Source organism: Lutimonas saemankumensis, from assembly GCF_020171465.1.
In the GTDB taxonomy this organism is placed as follows: domain Bacteria; phylum Bacteroidota; class Bacteroidia; order Flavobacteriales; family Flavobacteriaceae; genus Lutimonas; species Lutimonas saemankumensis.
The window spans coordinates 625,677-649,404 of record NZ_JAIUZR010000004.1 but is presented as its reverse complement, the minus strand read 5'-3'; the positions used below and the strand labels follow the sequence as shown (position 1 = coordinate 649,404).

Below are 23,728 nucleotides of genomic sequence, written 5' to 3'. Positions count from 1 at the left end.
GTATTTATCTGTTGAATTTCATACATTTTCTTGGCAAAATCCTTAAAATAAATCCACGCCTTTTTTCCTCTGCCTATTGTTTATATTTGTAGGGTCTTAACAAAACAATTATGTCAAAATTGGTCAAAGGGTTTTCAAAACTGAGCAAAGCAGATAAAATTAACTGGCTTGCTGAAAATTTCTTCTTGGATAGAGCATCAGGAATCAAAACATTAGAGCAATATGTAAATAAGGACCATAAATTACAACAGCTTCATGATGAGTTTATTGAAAATACGATCAGTAACTTTTATGTACCCTATGCCATTGCCCCTAATTTTGTAATAAATGGCAAGTCCTATGCGATACCAATGGCCATTGAGGAAAGTTCAGTGGTTGCTGCAGCATCCCTGACTGCTAAATTTTGGAGTGACCGCGGAGGTTTTAAGGCAGATGTGATCTCCACAAGAAAGGTAGGTCAGGTTCATTTTATTTATAAAGGAAGTGCTGAAGCCCTGGAAACTTACTTTGACAATGTAAAGGATGACCTGATTAAAGCCACGGATCATATCACTGAGAATATGAGGAAAAGAGGTGGTGGAATTGTAGGAATTGAATTAAGAGATAAAAGAGATTCCCTGGACGATTATTATCAACTTCACGTGACTTTTGAAACAGGAGATTCAATGGGTGCTAATTTTATAAACTCCTGTCTTGAGGCCATTGCTTCATCTTTTGAGAAGGAAGGAATACAAATTGTGATGAGCATCTTGTCAAATTATGTGCCCGAATGTTTGGTAAGCGCAGAAGTGAGTTGTAAAGTGAAAGATTTCTTTCCGGAAAACCCCAGGCTTTATGCTGAAAAATTTGTTCAGGCTGTAGATATTGCGAAGGTAGAACCCTACCGGGCCGTAACTCATAATAAAGGAATTATGAATGGGATAGATGCAGTGGTACTGGCAACCGGGAACGATTTCAGAGCCGTGGCAGCAGGAGCACACGCCTATGCTTGCAGAGACGGTAAATACAGAAGCCTCACAAATGCCAGGATAGAAAAAAACAACTTTATTTTTTCTATTGAACTTCCGTTATCACTCGGAACGGTTGGGGGCCTCACAAAATTACATCCACTGGCGAAACTTTCTTTGGAGATTTTGCAAAACCCAACCGCTCAGGAACTCATGCAGATTGTTGCCGTTGCCGGGCTCGCTCAGAACTTTGCCGCACTTAGGGCGCTAACAACTACAGGTATTCAGCAGGGTCATATGAAGATGCACTTGCTTAACATTTTAAATCAGCTTGAAGCCAATGTACACGAAAAGGAAGTGATTACAAAAGCCTTCAATGGTAAAACGGTTTCTCACAGTGCCGTTGCAGAATACCTCCACTCTCTGAGAACGGAACAATAAAACGGAACAATAAATAGGGGCTGGTTATAAAAAAATAAATTATTTCTATTTGAATCGTTTGACAACAGCCCTTTCTAATGCGTATCTTTGAATAAAAATTAAATAATCTCAAAAAATAATATTATGTCATTTCAATTACCAACATTACCATATGCATATGACGCTTTAGAGCCTCATATTGACGCCATGACAATGGAGATCCACCATTCTAAACATCATAATGGATATACGAATAACCTGAACAACGCAATTAAAGGAACGGATCTGGAAGGAAAATCCATTGAGGATATTCTCGAGAATCTGGATATGTCAAACGCGGCAGTTAGAAATAACGGAGGAGGTTTTTATAATCACGACCTGTTTTGGAAAGTAATGTCTCCTAACGGGGGTGGAGCGGCCACTGGAGCTGTTGCTGATGCGATTAATGAAGCTTTTGGATCGTTTGATTCTTTTGTTGAAGCTTTTTCAAAAGCTGCTGCAACCCGTTTTGGATCAGGATGGGCATGGCTATGTGTTCATGAAGGAGGGAAGGTAGAAGTTTGTTCAACAGCAAATCAGGATAATCCTATGATGCCTGAAATTGGTTGTTCGGGAACTCCTATTCTGGCCCTTGATGTTTGGGAACATGCTTACTATCTGAACTATCAGAACAGGAGACCTGATTATATCAAAGCCTTCTTCAATGTGATTAACTGGGAAGAGGTGAACAGAAGATATGCCGCGGGTAAATAAGAAAAGATCTTTTTTGAATTTAATTAACCACGGATTGATTCCGTGGTTAATTTTTTTCAGATAAATACAATTATCCCACATACTAAGAATTCCAAAAATGAGTTCCAGAAAAATTGCCTTCCTTCTGGCCTTTTTAGCAGCCCTGATTTATGGGGTGAGTTTTACGGTAGCCAAAGAGGTAATGCCGGAATACGTCCAGCCTTTTGGGTTCATTCTTCTAAGGGTGCTCGGGGCAACAATTTTATTTTGGATTGTGGGCCTGTTCATTGGCAAAGAAACTATTGAACTCAAGGATTACCCCAGACTATTGATGGGGGCCGTTTTTGGAATTGCCTTAAATCAGCTCAGCTTTTTTAAAGGGTTAAGCATGACCACCCCGATTAACGCCTCGGTGATCATGGTGTCCTCCCCAATTCTGGTATTGATATTTTCCTCAATAATTATAAAAGAAAGAGCTACTAAGAAAAAGATCCTGGGAATCTTTATAGGACTCACCGGAGCAGTAGTTTTGATTGTATTTGGAAAAGACAATAGCGTTGCTTCGAATGCCACCCTGGGAAACGCTCTGGTTTTCCTGAATGCAACCTCATATTCTTTGTATCTGATCCTGATCAAAAACCTGACTAAGCGCTATCATGCCATTACGCTTGCTAAATGGCTTTATTTGTTTGGCTTGATTATGGTGCTTCCTTTTGGACTGTCCGAACTTAACAGTGTTCAATGGATTACTATTCCTGCTTCAATTTATTACAGAATCGGGTTTGTAATTCTGTTTACAAGTTTTATGACCTATATGTTTAATCTGTTCGCTATAAAACAGTTGAAACCCACCACTCTAAGTATTTTTATTTACTTACAGCCCGTTATAGCAAGTATTTATGCCTTAATTGTAGGAAGTGATGAGCTGAGTTTTATTAAAATTCTCGCAAGCCTGTTGATTTTTAGCGGAGTATATCTTGTGACTCTCCGACCAAAAGAACGTTTCGATTAATTTATTATCTGACAATATCACATATGAGACCATATTTTTATTTTAACTTTGTCAAACTAAAAGAATACGATGATACAATCGATGACCGGATATGGGAAGTCCATCATTCAACTGGATTCTAAAAAGATCAGTCTTGAATTAAAATCTTTAAACAGTAAAAATCTGGATATTAACGCAAGATTTCCCGGGATTTACAAAGAAAAGGAAATAGAGGTAAGGAAGCTGCTCGCCAACCGTTTGGTTCGTGGAAAAATCGATATGTCTTTTTACATTGAAACTACAGCCGAAGAGACATCGACAAAGATCAACAAGGGAATCGTAAGCGGCTATATCGAACAACTTGAGGAGATTCACAAGGAAGCTGATATCCTGGCAATTGCTATGCGTCTGCCAGATGTTTTAAAAACAGAACGAGAAGAACTTGACCCGCAGGAATGGATGGAAATAGAGAAAGGTATTGAGGAGGCCGTGAATGCTTTACAGGAATACCGGGTTTCAGAAGGGAATGAATTAAAGAATGATTTTGAGTCCAGAATAAATGTACTGAAAACTAAACTGAAAGAAGTAATTGATCTGGATGGAGACCGTCTGGATCAGGTCAGATTGAGGTTGAACAAATCAATAAAAGAACTCGAACAAAATGTAGACGAGAACCGTTTTGAACAGGAATTGATCTATTATCTTGAAAAACTTGATATCACTGAGGAAAAGGTTCGATTGACCAATCATCTTGATTATTTTTTAAAGGAACTTGAAGTTAAGGTTTCAAACGGAAAAAAACTCGGATTTATTTCCCAGGAAATAGGGCGCGAGATCAATACCATAGGTTCCAAAGCTAATTTTGCTCCTATGCAAAAGGTAGTGGTTGAGATGAAGGATGAGCTGGAAAAGATCAAGGAACAATTGCTAAATGTTCTTTAGGTATGAAAAATAAAAATGGAAAACTCATTGTTTTTTCTGCACCTTCGGGATCGGGTAAAACAACCATTGTTCATCATTTGTTAGAAGCAAAAAAAGAAGATCTTGACTTTTCTGTTTCGGCAACATCAAGGCAACGAAGAGGTGAGGAAATAGATGGAAAGGACTATCATTTCCTGAGTCCTGAAGATTTTAAAAAACATATTGAGGATGATGATTTTGTGGAATGGGAGGAGGTATACAAAGATAACTTCTACGGAACATTGAAATCTGAAGTTGAACGGATCTGGTCTGAAGGAAAGCACGCCATTTTTGACATTGACGTTGTAGGTGGATTAAAAATCAAAGAGAAATTTCCTGAAAGAACTTTGGCTGTTTTTGTAAAAGCACCATCATTGGAGATCATGGAGAAAAGACTCAGGGGAAGAAAGACTGAGTCTGAAGAGAAAATACAGATTCGCCTTGCAAAAGCAGAAAAGGAACTGTCTTTTGCCGGAAAGTTTGATTATATACTGGTTAATGATAATCTTGCGGAGGCTCAGAAAGAGGCTGAAGAGGTAATTGATCGTTTCATTGCGTAATCATTTTTGAGAAGAAAATGAAAATAGGTTTGTTTTTTGGAAGTTTTAACCCGGTTCATGTGGGGCATCTGATCATCGCAAATCATATCGTGGAGAACTCAGACCTGGATGAAGTCTGGATGGTGGTTACTCCTCACAATCCTCTTAAAAAAAAGCATAGCCTTTTAGATGATTACCACAGGTATCAGCTTGTCCTTGAGGCCACTGAAGATTATCCGAAAATAAAGCCAAGTAACATTGAATTCGGGCTGCCTCAACCAAACTACACGATTAATACTTTAATTTATCTTGAAGAAAAATACCCTGAACATCATTTTAATCTGATTATGGGCAGGGATAATTTAAATTCATTTAAAAAATGGAAAAATCATGATAAAATTTTGGAATTTCATGATCTATACGTTTATCCAAGGGTTACAGCCTCATCCACAATACCCGAATTAATTGACCATGAGAGAGTGCACCTTATCGATGCTCCAATCGTTGAAATTTCTTCCACATCGATCAGAAAAGCAATAAAGGAGGGTAAGAATGTCAGACCTTTAATGCCTTACAAAGCCTGGTCCTACCTTGATGAAATGAATTTTTACAAGTAATTTTTGAAGGAAATTCCTGTTAACTGTAGATTTCCTGACTCAAGTCAGAACATAAAAACATTGTATATTTGTTCAATTCAAAGGAATGGCAAAAAGTAAGAAAGATAAGATCAAGGACAAGTTAACCTTTAAGTACCGATTTGTGGTTCTTAATGAGGATACTTTTGAAGAGCGGTTTTCCTTCAAACTAAATCGTTTAAATGCTTTTGTTCTTGGGGCGGTTTTTTCAATTTTGTTAATCAGCCTGACCATAGTCTTTATTACCCTCACACCTTTAAAGGAGTATATTCAGGGATACTCTTCCTCTGAATTACAGAAGGAAGCCACCAACCTTGTGTATAAAGTAGATTCTCTGAATAAGGCCCTTACCGTAAATGACCTTTACATTGAAAATATTCAACAGGTACTAAAAGGTGAGATTAAAAGGGTCACTTTTGATAAGGATTCAGTTTTAAAGCAATTTCAAATTGAAGAAATAGATTTTGCACCTTCAGCTGTCGACTCAATCTTTAGGGAAGAGGTTGAACAAAAAGACAGATTCAGCGTGTTTCAGCAGGCCGAACGAAATACGGATATCGTTTTTACTTCTCCAATAAAAGGTGATGTAACCCAGTTGTATGACGATCAGGAAAAACATTTGGCGGTAGACATTGCGGTAGATGAAGATACTCCGGTTAAGGCCGTTGCGGATGGGACGGTTATTTTTAGGGGCTTCACTGCTGATACCGGATACGTGATCATTCTCGAACACGGTCAGGGATTTACTTCTGTTTATAAGCACAATGCATCCATTTTTAAAGAACAGGGAGAACTGGTTAAAAGTGGTGAAGTGATTGCTAGCGCAGGTTCTACAGGAACATTTTCTACCGGGGCTCATCTGCATTTTGAATTATGGAATGATGGATATCCTGTCAATCCAAGTAATTATATAAGTTTTGAATAACCTCAGGGATTTTCTTTCCCATATTTATATTTGATAGAGTGATTAAATCTTTTTTTGCAAAAATATACGCGGGAATTGTGGCCAGACAAGTTTACAAATGGGCTGACGATCCTGTAAACACTCAGGAAAAGGTATTCCACAACCTTTTAAAATCGGCACGAAATACGGCTTTTGGTTCTGATCATAACTTTTCTGAAATAATGGATTATGAATCATATAAAAAGAAGGTTCCGGTCAGAGATTATGAAGGTTTAAAAGATTATATAGAGCGCATTAGATCCGGAGAAAAAAATGTGCTTTGGAAAGGGAAGCCAATTTATTTTGCAAAAACTTCGGGAACTACTTCAGGAGCAAAATACATTCCTATTTCAAAAGAATCTATGCCCTACCAGATTGCAGCAGCAAAAGAAGCCCTCCTTTTGTATATTGCTGAAACCGGAAACGCAGATTTTGTTGATGGGAAAATGATTTTTCTGCAGGGTTCGCCGGAAATCGAGGACAATGAAAGAATTAAAACAGGAAGGCTTTCAGGAATAGTGGCCCATTATGTGCCTAAATATCTTCAAAAGAACAGGTTACCTTCCTGGGAAACAAATTGTATAGAAGACTGGGAGGAAAAAGTTGACGCCATCGTAAAAGAAACCGTAGTTGAAGATATGAGACTTATCAGCGGAATACCCTCCTGGGTTCAAATGTATTTTGAAAAACTGATCCGGCATAAAGGAAAGAAGGTCTCTGAGATATTCCCAAATTTTAAACTGTTTGTTTATGGAGGAGTCAACTACGAACCCTACAGGCAGAATATGGAAGATCTTATCGGAACTAAAGTCGATTCTATAGAATTATTTCCTGCTTCAGAAGGTTTTTTCGCATATCAGGACCGGCAGCAGAAGGATTCCGATTCCGATAAGGGCATGTTACTCTTATTAAACAGTGGTATTTTTTATGAGTTCATTGCTGCAGATGATTTCTTCAACGATAATCCTGAAAGAATTTCAATCAAAGATGTCAAGTTGGGAGTGAATTATGTTCTTATAATTTCCACGAATGCCGGTTTATGGAGTTACAACATTGGAGACACCGTAGCCTTTACATCTCTTTCTCCGTATCGGGTAATTGTTACCGGAAGGATTAAGCATTTTATTTCGGCCTTTGGAGAACATGTTATAGGAAAAGAGGTTGAGGAATCCATACAGCACGCTTCTAAAATTTCTGGCGCTCTGATAAAGGAATTCACAGTGGCTCCACAGGTAAATCCCAAAGATGGGGTACTGCCTTATCACGAATGGTTCATTGAGTTTGAAAAGGAACCTGCCGATTTGGAGAGTTTTGCAAACGAACTTGACAAGGAAATGCAACATCAAAATTCTTATTATTTTGATCTTCTGCAAGGAAATATTCTTCAACGACTGATCATAAGGCGCGTTAAAAAAAACGGATTTGACCAATATATGAGGTCCATAGGTAAGCTGGGAGGCCAGAATAAGATTCCAAGGCTTTCGAATGATAGAAAGATAGCAGATCAACTTACTACACTGATTGACTAAAAAGAGCTCATTGTCTTAAAAAAAGGCCTGAATTCAGTTGAAATCAGACCTTTTATTGTTATGCAAACAGGAAGTAAATACAAGCCCTATCACCTCCTATTTTTTTGCCAGCAGATCCCTAATCTCAGCAAGCAATTCTTCCTGACTAGGCCCTGCAGGTGCCGGTGGAGCTTCTTCTTCTTTCTGTTTATTCAATTTATTGATTGCCTTGACAATTAAGAACATGACAAATGCTACAATAATGAAATCAATAACATTGGTAATAAAATCACCGTACAATACAGCAACTGTACCTTCTATGACACCCTCTGCATTTTCAACACCTTCCTTTATGATCCATTTTAATTCTTTGAGGTCCGATTTGAATACCAGTCCAATTAATGGTGAGACAATTCCTCCTGTAAAGGAAGTAACAACGCTTTTGAACGCGGCACCCATTACAAAACCAACTGCAATGTCTACCAGGTTGCCTTTTAAGGCAAATTCTTTGAATTCTTTTAGCATGACTTTAAGATTTGTGTTTGTTTGTAACGAAGATACTAAAAAATCTATTTTAAGACCCTCCTTATCCTGTTGCCCCAGGCAGTCAGAATTTCATAGCTAATTGAATTGGAATGATCTGCCATTAGAAGTATTTCCTCCCTGCTGTTGAAAATGATCACTTCATCCCCTTCCTTGCACGGGATATCTGTCACATCGATCATGATCATATCCATACAGACATTTCCTATAACCTGTGATTTTTTGCCTTTTACCGAAACATAAGTTTTACCATTGCCCAGGCTTCTGAAAAACCCATCAGCATGACCGATTGGGAGCGTAGCCGTTTTCATATTACTTTTAGCATGAAACCCCCTGTTATACCCAACACTTTCTCCCGTTTTAATACTGTGAATCTGAGAAATTACCGTTTTAAGAGTCAACACGTTTTTTAGATTCGAATCTTTTTCAGTCAGATTGGTAAAACCATAAAGCCCTAATCCTACTCTGATCATGTCAAAATGCGTTTCAGGATAATTGAGGATCCCTGAGGTATTGCTCATGTGCCTTATGGGAGTATAACCCAATCTCGAATTAAAAGAAGAACAAATTGACTTGAATTTTTCGATCTGATCCAATGAGAACTCCTTTTCCCCTTCATCCTCTGAGGCAACAAGGTGTGAGAAAATACTTTTGACCCGAACAAGGCTTTGTTCCTTAAGATTATCGCAGACAAAATCAATATCTGCGGCGTCAAAGCCCAAACGGTTCAATCCTGTATTAAATTTTATATGAACCGGATAGTTATTCAGCCGCAGGCTTTTAGCGAGTTTAAGAAATTCGCTCAGCATTCGTCTGCTGTATAAATTTGGCTCAAGATTATTTTGACATATGATCTCTAGATTTTGAAGCTGAGGATGAAGAACAAGTATAGGGGTGGAAATTCCGGAAGATCTCAATGCTATTCCTTCGTCTGCATAGGCAACAGCAAAATAATCAACTTCTAATTTTTCAAGCGTCTCCGCCATAATAACGGAGTCGGAGCCATAACCGGAGGCTTTTACAACAGCCAGGATTTTAGTTTTCGGATTCAATTGAGAACGAAAAAAATTCAGGTTGTGTTCGATAGAGGAAAGATCGATCTCCAGGACCGTTGGGCTGTTATTCATTAGGTTCTTTTGAAATTGGCTTTTCAGCTTCTTTTTCCTTTTGTCTTTCTTTAAAAAACGCAGCTCTGCTAAGGGGTTCATATTCATGAACCTCTCCTAATACAACCAACCTGTCATCGGGAATCGTCCTATGACTGAAATGAGCCAGGTTTCCGGTTTTTGTGCAAACCGCGTGTACTTTAGTAACATATTCTGCAGTTGCCATTAAAGCTGGCATAGGTCCAAAGGGGTTTCCTTTGAAGTCCATATCAAGTCCGGCTACAATAACTCGAACCCCTCTGTTGGCTAAATCATTGCAAACATTAACTATTTCATCATCGAAAAACTGTGCTTCGTCAATACCCACCACATCAATGTTGGTAGCCAGGATCCTTATATTTGCAGAAGAGGGAACCGGAGTACAGCGAATTTCATTTTCGTCATGAGACACTACCAATTCATCGGAGTATCGTGTATCAACTGCCGGCTTAAAAATCTCAACACTTTGCTTGGCAAATTGAGCCCTTTTTAGTCGTCTGATAAGCTCTTCAGTCTTACCGGAAAACATAGAACCACAGATCACTTCAATCCATCCAAATTTTTCTGTATGATTAACCGTATTTTCTAAAAACATATGAGATTCTTTCCGAGTATAATGAGAAATTCATCCTTAAATCTGTAACAAAAGTAATGAAATTCTTTAGTAGTATTTTCATTTGAAAAAGTTAATTTCGTATCTTTCTCGCTCAGCCAACCTTACCTGCAAAAATTTGCAACTATGAAAGATAATTTGATCGAAGAGCTCAAGTCTCTTGCTGAAAAAATATTGAATGAAGAGGCACTTAACGATCTGGAATCAAGTCTTGAGCTATCAAGGGCCCTACATGAAAAATTTTTGATATTAAATCATCTGCATTTGAACAACGCGGCAGAAGATTCATTTCAATCCGGTCAGGGTGAGGTAGAGAAATCTGCTGAAGATGAAGCCTTGGTTTTGACAGAGGAAAGCAAATTGGCTACTCAAGAGAGTATTGAAGCAGACCCACCGGTTTTGGAAGAGGAATTGAACCAGGTTGAAAATGATAAAACGGAAGAGGAGGAACCCCTTACCTTGAGCGATTTGTTTGTTCCTACCTTTGAAGAGATCAAAGATGATTTTAGTCAGAAATCAGAATTTAAAGACACCATTTCTTTGGATGAAACTGAAAATATGTTTCAGGTGAAAAAGGAGGCTTCGAAACAGCTCTCTTTAAATGACAAACTCTTGGGTAATAGTATTCAGGTAGGCCTTAACGACAGAATTGCCTTTGTGAACAAATTATTTAATTTTAGCCAGTCTGATTTCAACAAAGTTTTAGCTCGTCTAAATGATTGTGATTCAAAAGAGGAGGCCTTCAATTACTTTCAATATCAGGTAAAACCAAACTATAACTGGAAAGGGAAAGAGGAACTGGAAGACCGGTTCAAGGGTTTAATAGAAAGAAAATTTCTATGATCCTTGCTTCTTTCTTTGCCTTTTTTCCTGTCTTTTGAGCTTTCTTTTTTTCTTCGCCTCTTCTTTTTCGATTGTCATACCGAAAGGAGCTATGGTATTAACAATTCCGTTTTGAATTGTTTTCCAAAGGTAGTTTCCAAATCCCTTGTAAATAACCCTTTCGAATTTCATTGTGGCTTCTCTGAATTCACCATTTTTACCCGGATTGGATTTAAATAGAAGGTTGTTTACCGACCAGCTCAGAAATTTATTCTTTTCTGAATGGTCTGCTTTATAAACTTTTGCTTCCAGATCTTTATATGTCATCTTTAAAGTGCCCTTGGAACTATAATTGTTGGCTGAAGCCTGAAAATATAAACTTTCAATATTTCCATCAAGGACCTTTAAGCCTAAAGCCGGGATTAATGCAGAGTCATAATAACTAAGTTTTGAAGGCCCCATATATCCGCTGAAGAAAAAGGTATTGTTTCCATCTTTTAGTGGCAATATCATATCGATATTCAGCCTGGCTTTATTCATGAGTTTTGCGGACAAATCGATTTTGAGCGGGACCTTTCGCAAAGACTGGATCGATGTAATATTAAAGAGGTTCGATTTCAAATCGTCAAGTGTGACCCTCATCAGAAATCCGTGATTCAATTTTTCCTCATATCCTAATTTACTCTCAAATATTGAGATTTTCTCAATTAGAAATGGACGCTTCATATTTTTCAGAAACTGATGGGGTAACTGTGGTCTTTTCTTTAGGTCGAAAGGCTTTCTCTTATCCTTATATATTTCAATATCAGCATTATAAATCTGAATACTATCAATAAACACCCCTTCATTCTGGATTAGTTTTAAAGCGTTCACATTAAAAACTTTGACCTCTTTTATACTTAGATCATAAATTTCGTCATTGAAGGTGTACGAATTCGCCAGAGTCAATTTATTGACCATTGGTTTAAACTTCAGGCCATTGATCTGAAGGTGATCTTCACCAAAATGATATTTTAAGCTTCCGGCCGAGAAAGTGTATTTTGTATTTGGAAAATCAACATGAATCCTGCTTATTTCCAGAAGTTCATTAACGGGTTTAATTTTGAAATAATCGGGAGATACTTCTTCAAGTTTAAATCCCGAAACTTCGAAGTCGAGTGGCTTGTTTGCAAACGAGACCTTATCACTTTGAATATCGATCAACTGAACCTTTAGATTGGAAAACTTGATTAGATCGATTTGCAATCCCTGGATCTGTTTCAACTCTATGGAATCAAGCTCAAAAGAGGATTCATCCAATTTTTTATTTGATTCTGAATTATTTGAATAAACCTGAATCATTGGATCATCAATGATTAGTTTATTTACCTTGATTTCCTTGGAAAATAATAATGGAGTTAGTTGCAATCCACGAAATTTAAGCCTGGAAATTGTAATATTGTATAGACTGTTTCTTTTGAGATTTTTGTTTTTCAGCATTGTAAGAGCTGAATCTTCGGGCCTGAGTTCGATTCCGGTGAATACGACGGATCGGTCAAATAAACTGAATTTTGTTCTGTTAATTGAGAAATAGAAGTGCTCAATGTTCTGTTTTTCAAGAAGGTCCGTTACTTTTTTCGACAAAACTTTGGAAATGACGAAACTTCCCAGAAGCAGTAACAGTGCTAAGGAGATAATTATTCCTAAACCGACTTTGTGTTTTCTTTTTAGTTTCATCTTTGGAAAATGGAAAAATCACATTGAGAATTGATTGTTTTAAGGCTTAGTCTCAAAATGTTCTTTTAAAGCACTGAGATTTTTTTTATCGCTGCCAATGAATATTTGGTCACCATCAACGATTACTGGTCTTTTTAAAAAAGTGTAATCACTAAGGATCAGCTGCTTATAATCCAATTCGCTAAGAAGCTGATCTTTAAGTCCCATTGCTTTATATTTTTTTGCCCTTCGACTAAACAAAGACTCGTAACTTCCCGAAAGATGCTTTAGTTCATCCAGCTGATCGTTGGTTAAGGCTTCACTTTTAATTTCCTGAAAAGAAAATCCTTCAGTGGAAATTGACTTTATGATTCTTTTACAGGTGTCACAGGTTTTAAGGAAGTAAATTTTTTTCATTTATATTGTGACTTAGGCAATTGTTAAGAATAAAGTTACTTATTTTTGAACAATTTTAAAGTTTATGGAAAAATTATTTGAAACTGCTGTTTTCACAAGACAATCGATGTTACAGATTCTCAAGAGTAAATCCTATGAGGAACTTGTCAAAATTCCACAGGGATTTAATAACTCCCTTTTTTGGAATATTGCGCACCTCTTAGTTACCCAACAGTTGCTTTTCTATAGGCTTTCTGGTAAAAGTTTAGGAATAGAACCTGAAATGGTGGTGAAATACGGGAAGGGTAGTGTAGCAACTGAAAAGGTAAGTAAAGATGACATTGATTATGTGATGAACCTCCTGGTATCAGCCATGGAAAAAACCAGGGAAGACTACTTTAAGGGAGTATTCGATCAAGTTGAAACTTATAAAACCAGTACGGGAATTGAATTAAGAAATATTGAGGATGTGATTAGTTTCAGTACTTTTCACGATGGAATTCATCTTGGAATCGTACTCGCAATATTAAAAGTTATATAGCACGGCTTATGGAGTTTAATACAAAAGTGATTCATGGAAATCAGGAGCATGATCCTGTTACAGGGGCCATTATGACACCTATATATCAAACCTCGACTTATGCTCAAAGCACACCAGGAGGACATAAAGGTTATGAATATTCAAGAACCGGAAATCCAACCAGAGCGGCACTTGAAAATGCGCTGGCAAGCATTGAAAATGGAAAATACGGTTTGGGTTTTGCATCGGGACTTTCGGCTATAGATGCCATCATTAAATTGTTGAATCCCGGAGATGAGGTGATCTCAACAAACGATCTGTACGGAGGTACTTTTAGATTATTTACAAAGGTATTTAAAACCTATGGAATTAATTTTCATTTTGTTGGAATGGACCAGAAAGGAGAAATTGAAAAAAAAATAAACCCAAATACCAAGATGATCTGGGTTGAGACACCTACCAATCCGATGCTGAATATTATTGATATTAAAGCGTGTTCTGAGATTTCTAAAAAGCATGATTTATTATTGGTAGTTGACAATACTTTTGCTACTCCTTATTTACAAAGACCACTTGATTTGGGTGCTGATATTGTTATGCATTCGGCAACGAAATACCTTGGAGGCCATTCGGATGTTATACTGGGGGCATTAGTGGTGAATAACAAGGAGTTGGCCGAAAGACTCTATTTTATTCAGAATGCCAGTGGGGCTGTATGCGGCCCTATGGATAGCTTTTTGGTTTTGAGAGGAATCAAGACACTTCATGTTCGTATGCAGAGGCATTGTGAAAACGGGCGAGTCGTGGCGGAGTATTTAAGAAGCCATGAAAAAATAGGAAAGGTTTACTGGCCTGGATTTAAGGACCATCCCAATCACGATATTGCTACGAATCAAATGAATGATTTTGGTGGAATGGTTTCATTTTCGATTAAAGGTGATGATCAAAAAGATGCCATAAAGGTTCTTGAAAACCTTAAGATATTTACGCTTGCAGAATCTTTGGGAGGGGTAGAATCCTTAAGCGGACATCCGGCAAGTATGACCCATGCTTCTATTCCCAAGGAAGAACGCCAAAAGTCTGGAGTCATTGATTCCTTGATCAGATTAAGTGTTGGAATTGAGGATGAAAAAGACCTTTTATCGGATCTTGAAAAGGCGTTAAAACTGCTTTAGTATTTTCCGAAAACATAAATTACCCCGGCATTGACAAAAACCATCGTGTCATTGCTTTTATTAGCAGGGTCATCCGGTGCGTTAAGACCTTCAACAACGTCAGAGAAAAAATGCTGATATCTTCCTTCAAGGGAAAAATCAAGCCGTTCCAAACCAAACCTTACACCTAATCCGGCAGAGGCTGAAAAAATATTTTCTGAATCCAAAAACACGGCACCTTCCTGCCATTTATCTATGAGTTGCGTATAAGGTTCAAATTGACCTTTAAGAGACACATTGTCGACCAAAATGTCTGGCTGAGAGTAACTGTAGTGAACCCCAAGGCTAACAAAAGGATTAACGGTTCCAGAGCTTCTGTAAAAACTGGTATAATCTTCAAGTTCAAAAAAGTAGTACTCCAGGTTAAGACCCGCACTAAAGAGTTTTATCTGAGCCTTCATGGCGTCCAGCTTTTCAGCCGACTCTCCCGAACCTACGTCACCTTCAAAACTTACATTTGTATTATTGATATATGACAGTTCCGTTTTCAGTTTAAAGTGTTCACTAAAAAATGAAGATCCACTTCTCCAGTTGTACTGACTGCCAAAAAATTTCAAATAATAAGAAACCCCAAACGCAAGTGTAGCCTGGTTTGCAGCAGCAAATTCAGTGCTCAAACCCATATCAGTCTGAAAAGATGCCGGTCCAAAAAACACTCCAACTTCATGACTAAAACTAGTCTGCGCACGAGAATTCGTAAAAAAGAAGAACAGTAATATTACATAAAGTTTAGGTAAATGTTTCTTCATGGTTCAGTTAAAATTTATATACAATGTAGCACAAATATAAAAAAGAAAATGCTTAATTCTTTTTTTTATAAACAAAAAACAAAAAAAACAGAGAATTATTGTTCACGAAGCTCAATATTTGGGTCCCAGAATAATTCTTTGAACTTGACAATCTGATTTTTTTCGACCCTAATATTTTCATTTTCCAACAGTTGCTGCATTAGATTTGTTCCTTCAAAATGATGTTTTCCGGTCAAAATACCATTACGATTAACAACCCTGTGGGCGGGAATGGAATCATCTGTATGTGAAGAGTTTAAAGCCCAGCCAACCATTCTTGCAGATCTAGGTGCTCCCAGGTATTTGGCAATTGATCCGTAACTGGTAACACGGCCAAACGGAATCAATCGGGTCACCTGATATACTCGATTAAAAAAATTATTCTGTTCTGAAGAGATAGTGCCGGACATCCTAAATTATTTAATCCATAAACCGTAAGTTAATACTTAATTCGGAATTTAGTATAGGTAATTGATTTGCCAATTTCAAGATATTGATTTTCATAAAAAGTTTGAATGGCCGTTGCTTCCTCCGGAGGACTCGAACTGTTGTAAATATCATGATGGGCATAAAGGACTTCATGATTTCCTTCGTGCAAAAGCCCCAACAGATAGCCATGAAGAAATTCACTATCTGTTTTCAGGTGAATAACGCCTTCATTGGCCAAAATATGCTGGTATTTTTCGAGAAAGGGCCTTGTGATCAGACGGTGTTTGGTTCTCTTGTATTTGATCTGCGGATCTGGAAAAGTAATCCAAATTTCTGAGATTTCGTTTTCTCCAAAACAGGAATCTATCAATTCAATTTGAGTTCTTAAAAAAGCCACATTTTCAAGATTATTCTCAATTGCTGTTTTCGCACCTCTCCAAAAACGGGCTCCTTTTATATCAACACCAATGAAATTTTTTTCCGGATATTTTTCCGCAAGAGAAACCGAATATTCTCCTTTTCCACAACCTAATTCAAGAATAATTGGATTATTATTACCAAAAAAAGAATGCCATTCTCCCCTGATTGACAGTCCATCAAGAACTTCTTCACGACTTGGCTGAATGACATTTTTAAAAGATTCGTTTTCTTTGAATCGTTTTAATTTGTTTTTGCTTCCCAATTGGGTATGGTTTTGAATTCGGATTAGTCGGCGTTAGCCTTTCTGTATTTTCGAAGCTGGCCCAGCCAGTAAATGAACAAACCTGAAGTTATTACAAAAAGAACCATGTTGAACAAATTTGACATCCACCATCCATCTATTGACCTGATTGCCTCATACGGGTAGAATAATACCTCTGTAAAGAAATTTCCAAGGGCTCTGAAAAAATTATTTGAAATCATATTAAATTTTTTAAAATCAACTTTAACCTTAAGGCTTATGTTGTAAAAGTTTTTACATTAGCTTATTCTTAAATAATGGATAAAAACCATTATCTGAGCGGCAAAATTAAAAAATATCATCATGATTGCCAATTTTTTTAGCAAAACGAAGCCAATTAACTTTTTGTTGCTTTCAATATTGGTCGCCCTGATTTTTATCGTTGCTGTTATTAATTTGAATTCTGAGCCACTAAGCTTTTATCTTTTCGCTAAAAACGGACTTTTCCTTTTCTTTTCCATCCTTACCCTGTTTATTTTTAATTTTATTATTCGAAAAAACGGATTGACAGAAGATAATTCACTGGCAATACTTTTCTATATCTTAATGATCAGCTATTTTCCGGATATCTTTATGAACGATGGTTTATTTCTATCAAATTTCATATTGCTATTCGGTTTTAGGCGTATTTACAGTCTTAGGTCCTCAATAGAAACCAAAGAAAAAATCTTCGACAGTTCATTCTGGATAGGGATAGCCAGTCTTTTTTATGCGTGGAGTGTTCTTTTCATTCTTATCGTTTATGCCGGAATCGTAATATTCAGGAAAACGGACTGGCGCAATTTCATAATCCCATTGATCGGATTTATAACACCGGTTTTCCTTTCTTACACATACCTTCTAGCGTTTGATGACCTCGAACGTTTTTATAAACTGTGGGATTTTGAGTTTAATCTCGATGTTTCAATTTACGTTGAGGAAAAAATGATGGTGCCCTTAGCCTTGATAGGATTTTTAACCCTTGCCGCAATTTATCCAACAACGAAAAGATCTTTACTGGCAAAGATCGATTTCAAATCAACCTGGTCCTTACTGTTAACCCATATTTTGGTAGCTCTTCTGGTAGTCATCATTTCTCCTTTAAAGGACGGATCCGAGTTTCTTTTTTTATTCTTTCCCTTAAGTATTTTGTTCACGAATTATCTGCAGCTGATTGAGAGGTATTGGATAAAGGAATCGATCATCTATATTTTCATTATGACCGTATTTAGCAACTTTTTTTAAAATCAGAGTTTGTTTCCGAAGGCTAAATCACCAGCATCTCCAAGACCAGGAACAATATAGCCTTTTGAATTGAGTTTTTCATCGACTGTTGCAACCCAAAGATGAGTGTCTTGCGGAAAATGATTTTGAACAAATTCGATTCCTTCTTTGGCCGCAATTACTGAAACCAAATGGATCTGTTTCAACTTGCCAAGACTTTTTAAGGCCTCAAAGACAGCCACCAAAGAGCTTCCGGTTGCAAGCATGGGATCCGCCAGGATCAAGGTTTTTCCATCGAGAGAAGGCGAAGCCAGATATTCGACTTTTATTTCAAATTTCTCAGGACTACTATGTTTTCTGAATGCTGAAATAAAGGCATTCTCAACATGATCGAAGTAATTTAGTATTCCCTGATGAAGTGGTAATCCTGCCCTGAGAACCGAACAAAGAACAAGATTGTCCGCCAGAACAGATATGTTCTTGCTTCCCAGAGGGGTGATGACCTCTTTGTTTTCGTATGACAAGGATTTACTTAATTCGTAGGAAAGAATTTCTCCAATTCTCTCAATATTTCTTCTAAACCGCATTGAGTCCTGTTGAATCTTTACGTCTCTTATTTCACTTATGAAATGATTCAGTACGGAATTATCAATGTCTAAATTATGTATGGTCATTTTTGAAAGGTTCGATTGTTTTCAGTTCTTTCGAATTTTTTGATTCGAGCACCTACAATAATGCCGGAAATAAAAAATTCTTTGAGATTCTCGAGTAAAGATAAGAATCCCAAAGAATAATTTTTTGGATTTAAGAATTTATTAGCCGTTAATAATTTTTTCCTGATGGGCAATGGATTCCTGATGGATAGCTTTGAAAATTCTCTCGATAAATATTTTAGAAAGGCCTTGGTTTTTCCCCTGGTCCACTACCTTTTCCAGAATTTCATTCCATCTGGTGTTTTGAAGTACCGCAACATTGCTTTCTTTTTTGGCCTTTCCAATATTCTCAACAATTTGCATTCTTTCCGATAGGGTTTCCAGCAACTGTTCATCTTTTGCATTTATTTCACTTCTCAGGGCGTTTAATTTTGAAAGCGACTCTTCTCTCTCAAACCTGGGTTTTCTTACCTTGAGATCCTCCATAATTTCTACCAGTCGAGAAGGCGTAATCTGTTGCATAGCGTCACTCCATGCGTCATCAGGATGGCAATGTGTCTCAATGATCAGTCCATCCATTTTTAGGTCGAGAGCTGTTTGGGACACATCGAAAATACCTTCTCTGTTGCCACAGATATGAGACGGATCATTGATTATCGGTAAGGTTGGATACTTGCTTTTAAGGTCAATCGGAATTTGCCAGCTTGGGATATTTCTGTAATTCGATTTTCTAAATGAGGAAAATCCTCTGTGAATCGCCCCAAGGTTTTTAACTCCTTTTTTATGCAATCTTTCGATGGCGCCTATCCATAAGGCAAGATCGGGGTTTATAGGATTCTTAACAAGCACTATTTTATCTGTGTTGGCGATTGCATCTGCAATCTCCTGAACTGCAAACGGATTAACCGTTGTACGGGCACCGATCCATAATACATCAATATCAAATTCCAAAGCAAGTTTTGCATGTTGTGCGTTTGCAATTTCTACCGCAGTCATCAATCCAGTTTGTTCTTTTACCTTTTTTAGCCATGGAAGAGCAACAGCACCGTTACCTTCAAATGATCCAGGCCGGGTTCTTGGTTTCCAAACACCAGCTCTGAATACGGTGGCATCGGTATCTTTTAACTCGTGTGCAATTTCAAGCACTTGTTCTTCACTTTCGGCACTACATGGACCGGCAATTACCAGCGGATGAGACAATTCCATTTCATCCAACCATGTTCTAAAATTTTTATTTTCCATTGTCATTGTTGTTTAATTCCCGCCAATACGTCTTTGATTCTATTCGTATCTTCCATGATTTTTAAAACGTCTTCGGCTGATTTTCTAGTTAAAATATCTTTAAATTTATTTAAGTTCTTTATGTATTCTTCAAGTGATTTAAGCAAGTTATCCCTGTTTTGCATAAATATGGGGGTCCATGTTTCAGGGTTACTTTTGGCCAGTCTTACCGTTGAAGCAAAACCACTTCCGGCCATGTTAAAAATGTTTTTTTCGTCTTTTTCAATTTCAAGTACTGTTTTTCCCAGCATAAAAGAGCTGATGTGAGATAGGTGTGAAACATATGCGATATGAATATCGTGCTGAACGGCAGATTCCATAAAGACATTTTTCATTTTGAGTTTTTCGAAAAGGTCCCGTGTTTGTTCTATCTTTTCCCGACTGCTTAATTCCTTTTCACATATAATATTGACTTTGTCGGTAAATAGGTCATAAATGGCCGCCTGAGGACCTGAAAACTCTGTACCGGCTATCGGATGCAGTGCAACAAAGTTCTTCCTGTTGGGATGCATTCTAACTGATTCGCATACCTTGGCTTTTGTGGAACCAACATCAAAAACAAGGGCATTTTCATTAATAAGATCAAGAACTTTTACGGCTATTTCGGGAATAACATTTACGGGTACCGCTATAATGACAACATCCATTTCATGAATCTTGTCAAAAGCAATTTCTTCAAATATTATGCCTAATTCAAGAGCCTTCCTGATATGATCCTTATTCTTATCAATACCATAGATTGTGGCCCAGGTTGTTTTCTTCAATTCGAGGGCAAGCGAACCGCCAATAAGACCTAAACCAATGACAGCGACTTTTTTCATAGCTTTTCAAATTTGGTTAAACGAGATAAGACTTCTCTGATCTTGTCTTCAGAAAGGCATAGAGAAAATCGAATGTAGCCTTGGCCCTGTTCTCCAAAAACAGTTCCCGGAGTAACAAAAACGTCATGCTTGTATAAGATTTGATCGGTTAATTCTTCTGAGGTTCTATTTTCAGGAATTCTGGCCCAAACAAAAAGACCGGAGCTATCTTTGTCATAGGTACAACCTAAAAGATCGCAGATTTCCCAGATAACCTGTCTTCTTTTCTTATAGACTTCATTCATTTCTGAAAACCAGTCTCGAGAAATATTGAGCGCGGCAATAGCCCCTTTTTGAATCCCGAAATACATGCCAGAGTCCATGTTGCTTTTTACTTTTAAAATAGAATCCAAAAAAGTTTTCTGGCCCACTACCATTCCAACTCTCCAGCCAGCCATGTTGAATGTTTTACTTAACGAATTCAGTTCAATGGCAACATCTTTTGCACCTTTAACCGAAAGGATACTTCTTGGGTCATCATTTAAGATAAAACTATAAGGGTTATCGTTGACGATTAAAATACTGTGTTTTTTTCCAAACTCAATCAAAGCTTCAAACAAGTCTTTGTTTCCATTACTCCCGGTTGGCATATGAGGATAATTAACCCACATGATCTTTACCTTGCTTAAGTCGAGTTCTTCGAGAGCTTCTAAATCAGGCCACCAGTTATTCTTTTCTGCCAGTTTGTACTTTACGGGCACAGTCTCAATCAATTTGCTTACCGAAGCATATGTAGGATAGCCAGGATCAGGAATAAGAACGTGATCACCTTTATTGAGAAAAGCCATAGAAATGTGCATGATGCCCTCTTTTGATCCCATCAAGGGTAAAACTTCAGCATCAAATTTTAAATCAACATCATAATATTTCCTATAAAAATCAGACATAGCTTTTCTGAGTTCTGGAAGGCCCTGATAGCTCTGGTAACCATGAATGTCGGCTTCATAAAGAGCCCTGGTTACTGACTCCGGAGGGGAAAGATCAGGACTTCCTATTCCTAAATTAATAATAGGTTTGCCTTGTTCGATAAGTGACCTGACTTCTTTCAATTTGATGGAGAAGTAATACTCTTTTACGTCATTAAGTCTATTTGCAACAGGTATCATACGGCATTATTTTGATGGTATTCCCCAAGAATTTTTAAATGGGTAACTTTTTTTGAAATAAGATGAAGTGCGTTTTTATAAAGCACGAAATCATCAATAACAAGATCGATAAAAAAGGCATAATTCCAAGGTTTCTCAATGATTGGTAATGATTGAATCTTTGTAAGGTTCAAATCGTGCTTCCCAAAAATATCCAAAATTTCAGCCAGGCTTCCGGCATCGTGTTTTGTTACGAATTTTAGGGAGGCTTTATCTTTTACTTCACCCAGTTTACTGGGATGATACGGACTGTCATTGTTCTTTTTCAAGATGAAAAACCGTGTTGAATTATTCTTTATTGTCTGAATGTCATCAGCCACAATCTTAAGTCCGTACATGTCAGCTGCCAATTTACTGGCAATGGCCCCAACACCTTTAATGTTTTCTTTCTGGATCCTTCTTGCAACTTCTGCTGTATCCTTTTCCTCGATCAATTTTATTTCAGGACGTTCACGAAAAAACTTTCTGCATTGCAACAAGGCCATAGGATGAGACCAAACCTCTTTGATATCTTCCAGTTCCTGGCCATCCAATGCCATTAAATGATGATGAATATTGGTAAAATATTCTCCCTCGATGCTTAAATTGTATTCATCAATCAAGGCGTAATTTGGAAGAATTGCCCCGGCGATTGAGTTTTCTATGGCCATAACAGCACTATCCACCTCATCATTTTCAAGCAATGGAGGGATCTCAGTAAAAGACATGCATTCCACGAGGTCGATATCATTACCAAAATACTTATTGGCAACGATATGATGAAATGAACCCTTTATTCCTTGAATTGCTATTTTCATTGTTCCTCCCTGATCATAAAAAAAAAAGCCTCGAAAACGAGACTTAATATGTTATTATAAACGATCTATACATCAAAAGTCTCAGCCTTTATTTTGTAAAAAAATAAAAGTAAAACCAGTTTAATATTTGTACAGATATTGTCATTAAAATCAAAATTAGTCAGCAAATCTATGAATTAATTTGTCAATTACAAGAGTTTTTTAAAAAAGATTAACGATAATTCAAATATATTGGTGGGATTTGGGTTAAGAAATGATCCTTATCATGAATAATTAAGATAAATTTTATTTACTTTGCCCCGTTATTTAAGTAATTTTAAATGTCAATCGAAGTTGATTCCGTAGTAAAACAGTATGGATCCCAAACGGCTCTGAATTCTGTAAGTTTTCAAATTAGTACAGGAGAAATAGTTGGTTTCCTGGGGCCAAACGGGGCGGGAAAATCAACTATGATGAAAATTATCACAACCTATGTTGAGCCAAATAAGGGAACTGTTCTGGTCAATGGGTTCAGGACTAAAGATCAAAGCCTTGAAGTTAAGAAATCAGTGGGCTATCTTCCTGAACACAACCCTTTGTATCTTGATTTTTATGTAAAAGAATACCTTAAATTTCATGCTGAGATACACCGTATAGGAAATAAAAGAATAGAAGAAGTCATTGATAAGGTAGGTTTGGTTGATATAGGAGAAAAAAAAATCGGACAGTTATCAAAAGGATATAGACAACGAGTGGGATTGGCAGCTGCTTTACTCCATGATCCTGAAGTTTTAATTCTTGACGAACCCACAACCGGACTAGACCCAAATCAATTAAGAGACATAAGAAATCTGATCAAAGAAATTGGAAAGTCAAAAACCATCCTGTTGTCAACTCATATCATGCAGGAAGTAGAAGCCATGTGCGATCGAGTGATTATTATAAACAAAGGAGATATTGTAGCGGACGAAGAGCTTGAAAACCTGTTAAGCGGGCAATGCCAGACCATACTGGTTGAGTTTGACAAGAAAGTTGAGGAAGCTAAGATCAGAAAACTTGCTCATTTAATAGAATGTTCAAATCCCGAAGGAAATATTTGGAACCTGAGTTTTGAAACAGATGAAGATATGAGGGCAAATGTATTTGATTTTGCAGTTGAGAACAGATTACGAACCTTGGAGCTAAATCAGAAATCAACAAATTTAGAATCACTATTCCAAAGTTTAACCAATTAGAACCATTTAGAAAG

General features: G+C 37.2%; 27 protein-coding genes. 13 read left to right on the top strand and 14 right to left on the bottom strand.

The window, feature by feature from the left end; all coding sequences use genetic code 11:
* Positions 1–110: 110 nt before the first annotated feature.
* The 8 genes from LCM02_RS10675 to LCM02_RS10640 all read left to right on the top strand — a co-directional run bounded on the left by LCM02_RS10675 (position 111) and on the right by LCM02_RS10640 (position 7,696).
* The gene (locus LCM02_RS10675) at positions 111–1,388 is read left to right on the top strand and encodes a hydroxymethylglutaryl-CoA reductase, degradative (protein WP_224929349.1); all 1,278 of its coding nucleotides are present in this window, start codon (positions 111–113) and stop codon (positions 1,386–1,388) included.
* Between the two features lie 123 nt (positions 1,389–1,511).
* Positions 1,512–2,120, top strand: a complete 609-nt coding sequence (locus LCM02_RS10670) for a superoxide dismutase (RefSeq protein ID WP_224929346.1) — start codon at positions 1,512–1,514, stop codon at positions 2,118–2,120.
* Between the two features lie 97 nt (positions 2,121–2,217).
* Positions 2,218–3,111, top strand: a complete 894-nt coding sequence (locus LCM02_RS10665) for a DMT family transporter (RefSeq protein ID WP_224929343.1) — start codon at positions 2,218–2,220, stop codon at positions 3,109–3,111.
* A 69-nt stretch (positions 3,112–3,180) separates the two neighbouring features.
* Positions 3,181–4,032, top strand: coding sequence for a YicC/YloC family endoribonuclease (locus tag LCM02_RS10660; RefSeq protein WP_224929341.1), 852 nt, complete (start codon positions 3,181–3,183; stop codon positions 4,030–4,032).
* 2 nt (positions 4,033–4,034) lie between these two features.
* On the top strand, positions 4,035–4,610 hold the full coding sequence (gmk, locus tag LCM02_RS10655) for a guanylate kinase (protein WP_224929338.1): 576 nt from the start codon (positions 4,035–4,037) through the stop codon (positions 4,608–4,610).
* Positions 4,611–4,627: 17 nt separating this feature from the next.
* On the top strand, positions 4,628–5,206 hold the full coding sequence (gene nadD / locus LCM02_RS10650) for a nicotinate (nicotinamide) nucleotide adenylyltransferase (RefSeq protein ID WP_224929336.1): 579 nt from the start codon (positions 4,628–4,630) through the stop codon (positions 5,204–5,206).
* 85 nt (positions 5,207–5,291) lie between these two features.
* Positions 5,292–6,149 (top strand): M23 family metallopeptidase, encoded by an 858-nt coding sequence (locus LCM02_RS10645; protein WP_224929334.1) that lies wholly within the window; start codon positions 5,292–5,294, stop codon positions 6,147–6,149.
* A gap of 38 nt (positions 6,150–6,187) precedes the next feature.
* On the top strand, positions 6,188–7,696 hold the full coding sequence (locus tag LCM02_RS10640) for a GH3 auxin-responsive promoter family protein (RefSeq protein ID WP_224929332.1): 1,509 nt from the start codon (positions 6,188–6,190) through the stop codon (positions 7,694–7,696).
* Between the two features lie 96 nt (positions 7,697–7,792).
* On the opposite strand, the gene mscL is transcribed toward LCM02_RS10640, so the two are convergent.
* The 3 genes from mscL to LCM02_RS10625 are packed head-to-tail and all read right to left on the bottom strand — an operon-like array spanning position 7,793 to position 9,958.
* Positions 7,793–8,200: a large conductance mechanosensitive channel protein MscL gene (mscL, locus tag LCM02_RS10635; RefSeq protein WP_224929331.1), complete on the bottom strand. Its 408-nt coding sequence runs from the start codon at positions 8,198–8,200 to the stop codon at positions 7,793–7,795.
* A 44-nt stretch (positions 8,201–8,244) separates the two neighbouring features.
* The gene (gene alr / locus LCM02_RS10630) at positions 8,245–9,345 is read right to left on the bottom strand and encodes an alanine racemase (RefSeq protein ID WP_224929329.1); all 1,101 of its coding nucleotides are present in this window, start codon (positions 9,343–9,345) and stop codon (positions 8,245–8,247) included.
* The gene (locus LCM02_RS10625; RefSeq protein WP_224929327.1) at positions 9,338–9,958 is read right to left on the bottom strand and encodes a thymidine kinase; all 621 of its coding nucleotides are present in this window, start codon (positions 9,956–9,958) and stop codon (positions 9,338–9,340) included. The genes alr and LCM02_RS10625 overlap by 8 nt, the downstream gene beginning before the upstream one ends.
* 144 nt (positions 9,959–10,102) lie before the next feature.
* Here LCM02_RS10625 and LCM02_RS10620 point away from each other — a divergent pair, with 144 nt between their 5' ends.
* Positions 10,103–10,819 carry a hypothetical protein gene (locus LCM02_RS10620; protein WP_224929324.1) on the top strand — a complete coding sequence of 239 codons (717 nt, stop codon included), beginning with the start codon at positions 10,103–10,105 and terminating at the stop codon, positions 10,817–10,819.
* Here the strand turns inward: LCM02_RS10620 and LCM02_RS10615 are convergent.
* Complete coding sequence (locus LCM02_RS10615) at positions 10,814–12,514, bottom strand: hypothetical protein (protein WP_224929323.1); 1,701 nt, start codon at positions 12,512–12,514, stop codon at positions 10,814–10,816. The two genes, LCM02_RS10620 and LCM02_RS10615, sit on opposite strands and share 6 nt — an antisense overlap.
* A gap of 39 nt (positions 12,515–12,553) precedes the next feature.
* Positions 12,554–12,910, bottom strand: a complete 357-nt coding sequence (locus LCM02_RS10610; protein ID WP_224929320.1) for an arsenate reductase family protein — start codon at positions 12,908–12,910, stop codon at positions 12,554–12,556.
* 64 nt (positions 12,911–12,974) lie between these two features.
* Here LCM02_RS10610 and LCM02_RS10605 point away from each other — a divergent pair, with 64 nt between their 5' ends.
* Entirely contained in the window at positions 12,975–13,430 is a 456-nt protein-coding gene (locus LCM02_RS10605) for a DinB family protein (protein ID WP_224929318.1), read from the top strand.
* 8 nt (positions 13,431–13,438) lie between these two features.
* On the top strand, positions 13,439–14,584 hold the full coding sequence (locus tag LCM02_RS10600; RefSeq protein ID WP_224929316.1) for a cystathionine gamma-synthase: 1,146 nt from the start codon (positions 13,439–13,441) through the stop codon (positions 14,582–14,584).
* Here LCM02_RS10600 and LCM02_RS10595 read toward each other — a convergent pair.
* The 4 genes from LCM02_RS10595 to LCM02_RS10580 all read right to left on the bottom strand — a co-directional run bounded on the left by LCM02_RS10595 (position 14,581) and on the right by LCM02_RS10580 (position 16,743).
* Entirely contained in the window at positions 14,581–15,372 is a 792-nt protein-coding gene (locus LCM02_RS10595) for a THC0290_0291 family protein (protein WP_224929313.1), read from the bottom strand. The two genes, LCM02_RS10600 and LCM02_RS10595, sit on opposite strands and share 4 nt — an antisense overlap.
* Positions 15,373–15,467: 95 nt before the next feature.
* Positions 15,468–15,821 carry an MGMT family protein gene (locus tag LCM02_RS10590; protein WP_224929312.1) on the bottom strand — a complete coding sequence of 118 codons (354 nt, stop codon included), beginning with the start codon at positions 15,819–15,821 and terminating at the stop codon, positions 15,468–15,470.
* A 29-nt stretch (positions 15,822–15,850) separates the two neighbouring features.
* On the bottom strand, positions 15,851–16,522 hold the full coding sequence (gene trmB, locus LCM02_RS10585) for a tRNA (guanosine(46)-N7)-methyltransferase TrmB (RefSeq protein ID WP_224929309.1): 672 nt from the start codon (positions 16,520–16,522) through the stop codon (positions 15,851–15,853).
* Between the two features lie 23 nt (positions 16,523–16,545).
* Positions 16,546–16,743 carry a DUF6341 family protein gene (locus tag LCM02_RS10580; protein ID WP_224929306.1) on the bottom strand — a complete coding sequence of 66 codons (198 nt, stop codon included), beginning with the start codon at positions 16,741–16,743 and terminating at the stop codon, positions 16,546–16,548.
* 121 nt (positions 16,744–16,864) lie between these two features.
* Between LCM02_RS10580 and LCM02_RS10575 the strand changes: the two genes are divergently transcribed.
* Positions 16,865–17,785 (top strand): DUF6427 family protein, encoded by a 921-nt coding sequence (locus LCM02_RS10575; RefSeq protein ID WP_224929303.1) that lies wholly within the window; start codon positions 16,865–16,867, stop codon positions 17,783–17,785.
* Between the two features lie 2 nt (positions 17,786–17,787).
* On the opposite strand, the gene upp is transcribed toward LCM02_RS10575, so the two are convergent.
* From upp to LCM02_RS10550, 5 genes are all read right to left on the bottom strand, one after another.
* Entirely contained in the window at positions 17,788–18,438 is a 651-nt protein-coding gene (gene upp / locus LCM02_RS10570; protein WP_224929300.1) for a uracil phosphoribosyltransferase, read from the bottom strand.
* A 141-nt stretch (positions 18,439–18,579) separates the two neighbouring features.
* On the bottom strand, positions 18,580–19,659 hold the full coding sequence (locus LCM02_RS10565) for a bifunctional 3-deoxy-7-phosphoheptulonate synthase/chorismate mutase type II (RefSeq protein WP_224929296.1): 1,080 nt from the start codon (positions 19,657–19,659) through the stop codon (positions 18,580–18,582).
* 2 nt (positions 19,660–19,661) lie between these two features.
* Positions 19,662–20,519, bottom strand: coding sequence for a prephenate dehydrogenase (locus LCM02_RS10560; protein ID WP_224929293.1), 858 nt, complete (start codon positions 20,517–20,519; stop codon positions 19,662–19,664).
* The gene (locus tag LCM02_RS10555; RefSeq protein ID WP_224929289.1) at positions 20,516–21,664 is read right to left on the bottom strand and encodes a pyridoxal phosphate-dependent aminotransferase; all 1,149 of its coding nucleotides are present in this window, start codon (positions 21,662–21,664) and stop codon (positions 20,516–20,518) included. The genes LCM02_RS10560 and LCM02_RS10555 overlap by 4 nt, the downstream gene beginning before the upstream one ends.
* Complete coding sequence (locus tag LCM02_RS10550) at positions 21,661–22,500, bottom strand: prephenate dehydratase (RefSeq protein WP_224929287.1); 840 nt, start codon at positions 22,498–22,500, stop codon at positions 21,661–21,663. The genes LCM02_RS10555 and LCM02_RS10550 overlap by 4 nt, the downstream gene beginning before the upstream one ends.
* A gap of 320 nt (positions 22,501–22,820) precedes the next feature.
* Here LCM02_RS10550 and gldA point away from each other — a divergent pair, with 320 nt between their 5' ends.
* Positions 22,821–23,714, top strand: a complete 894-nt coding sequence (gene gldA / locus LCM02_RS10545; protein ID WP_224929284.1) for a gliding motility-associated ABC transporter ATP-binding subunit GldA — start codon at positions 22,821–22,823, stop codon at positions 23,712–23,714.
* Positions 23,715–23,728: the final 14 nt, after the last annotated feature.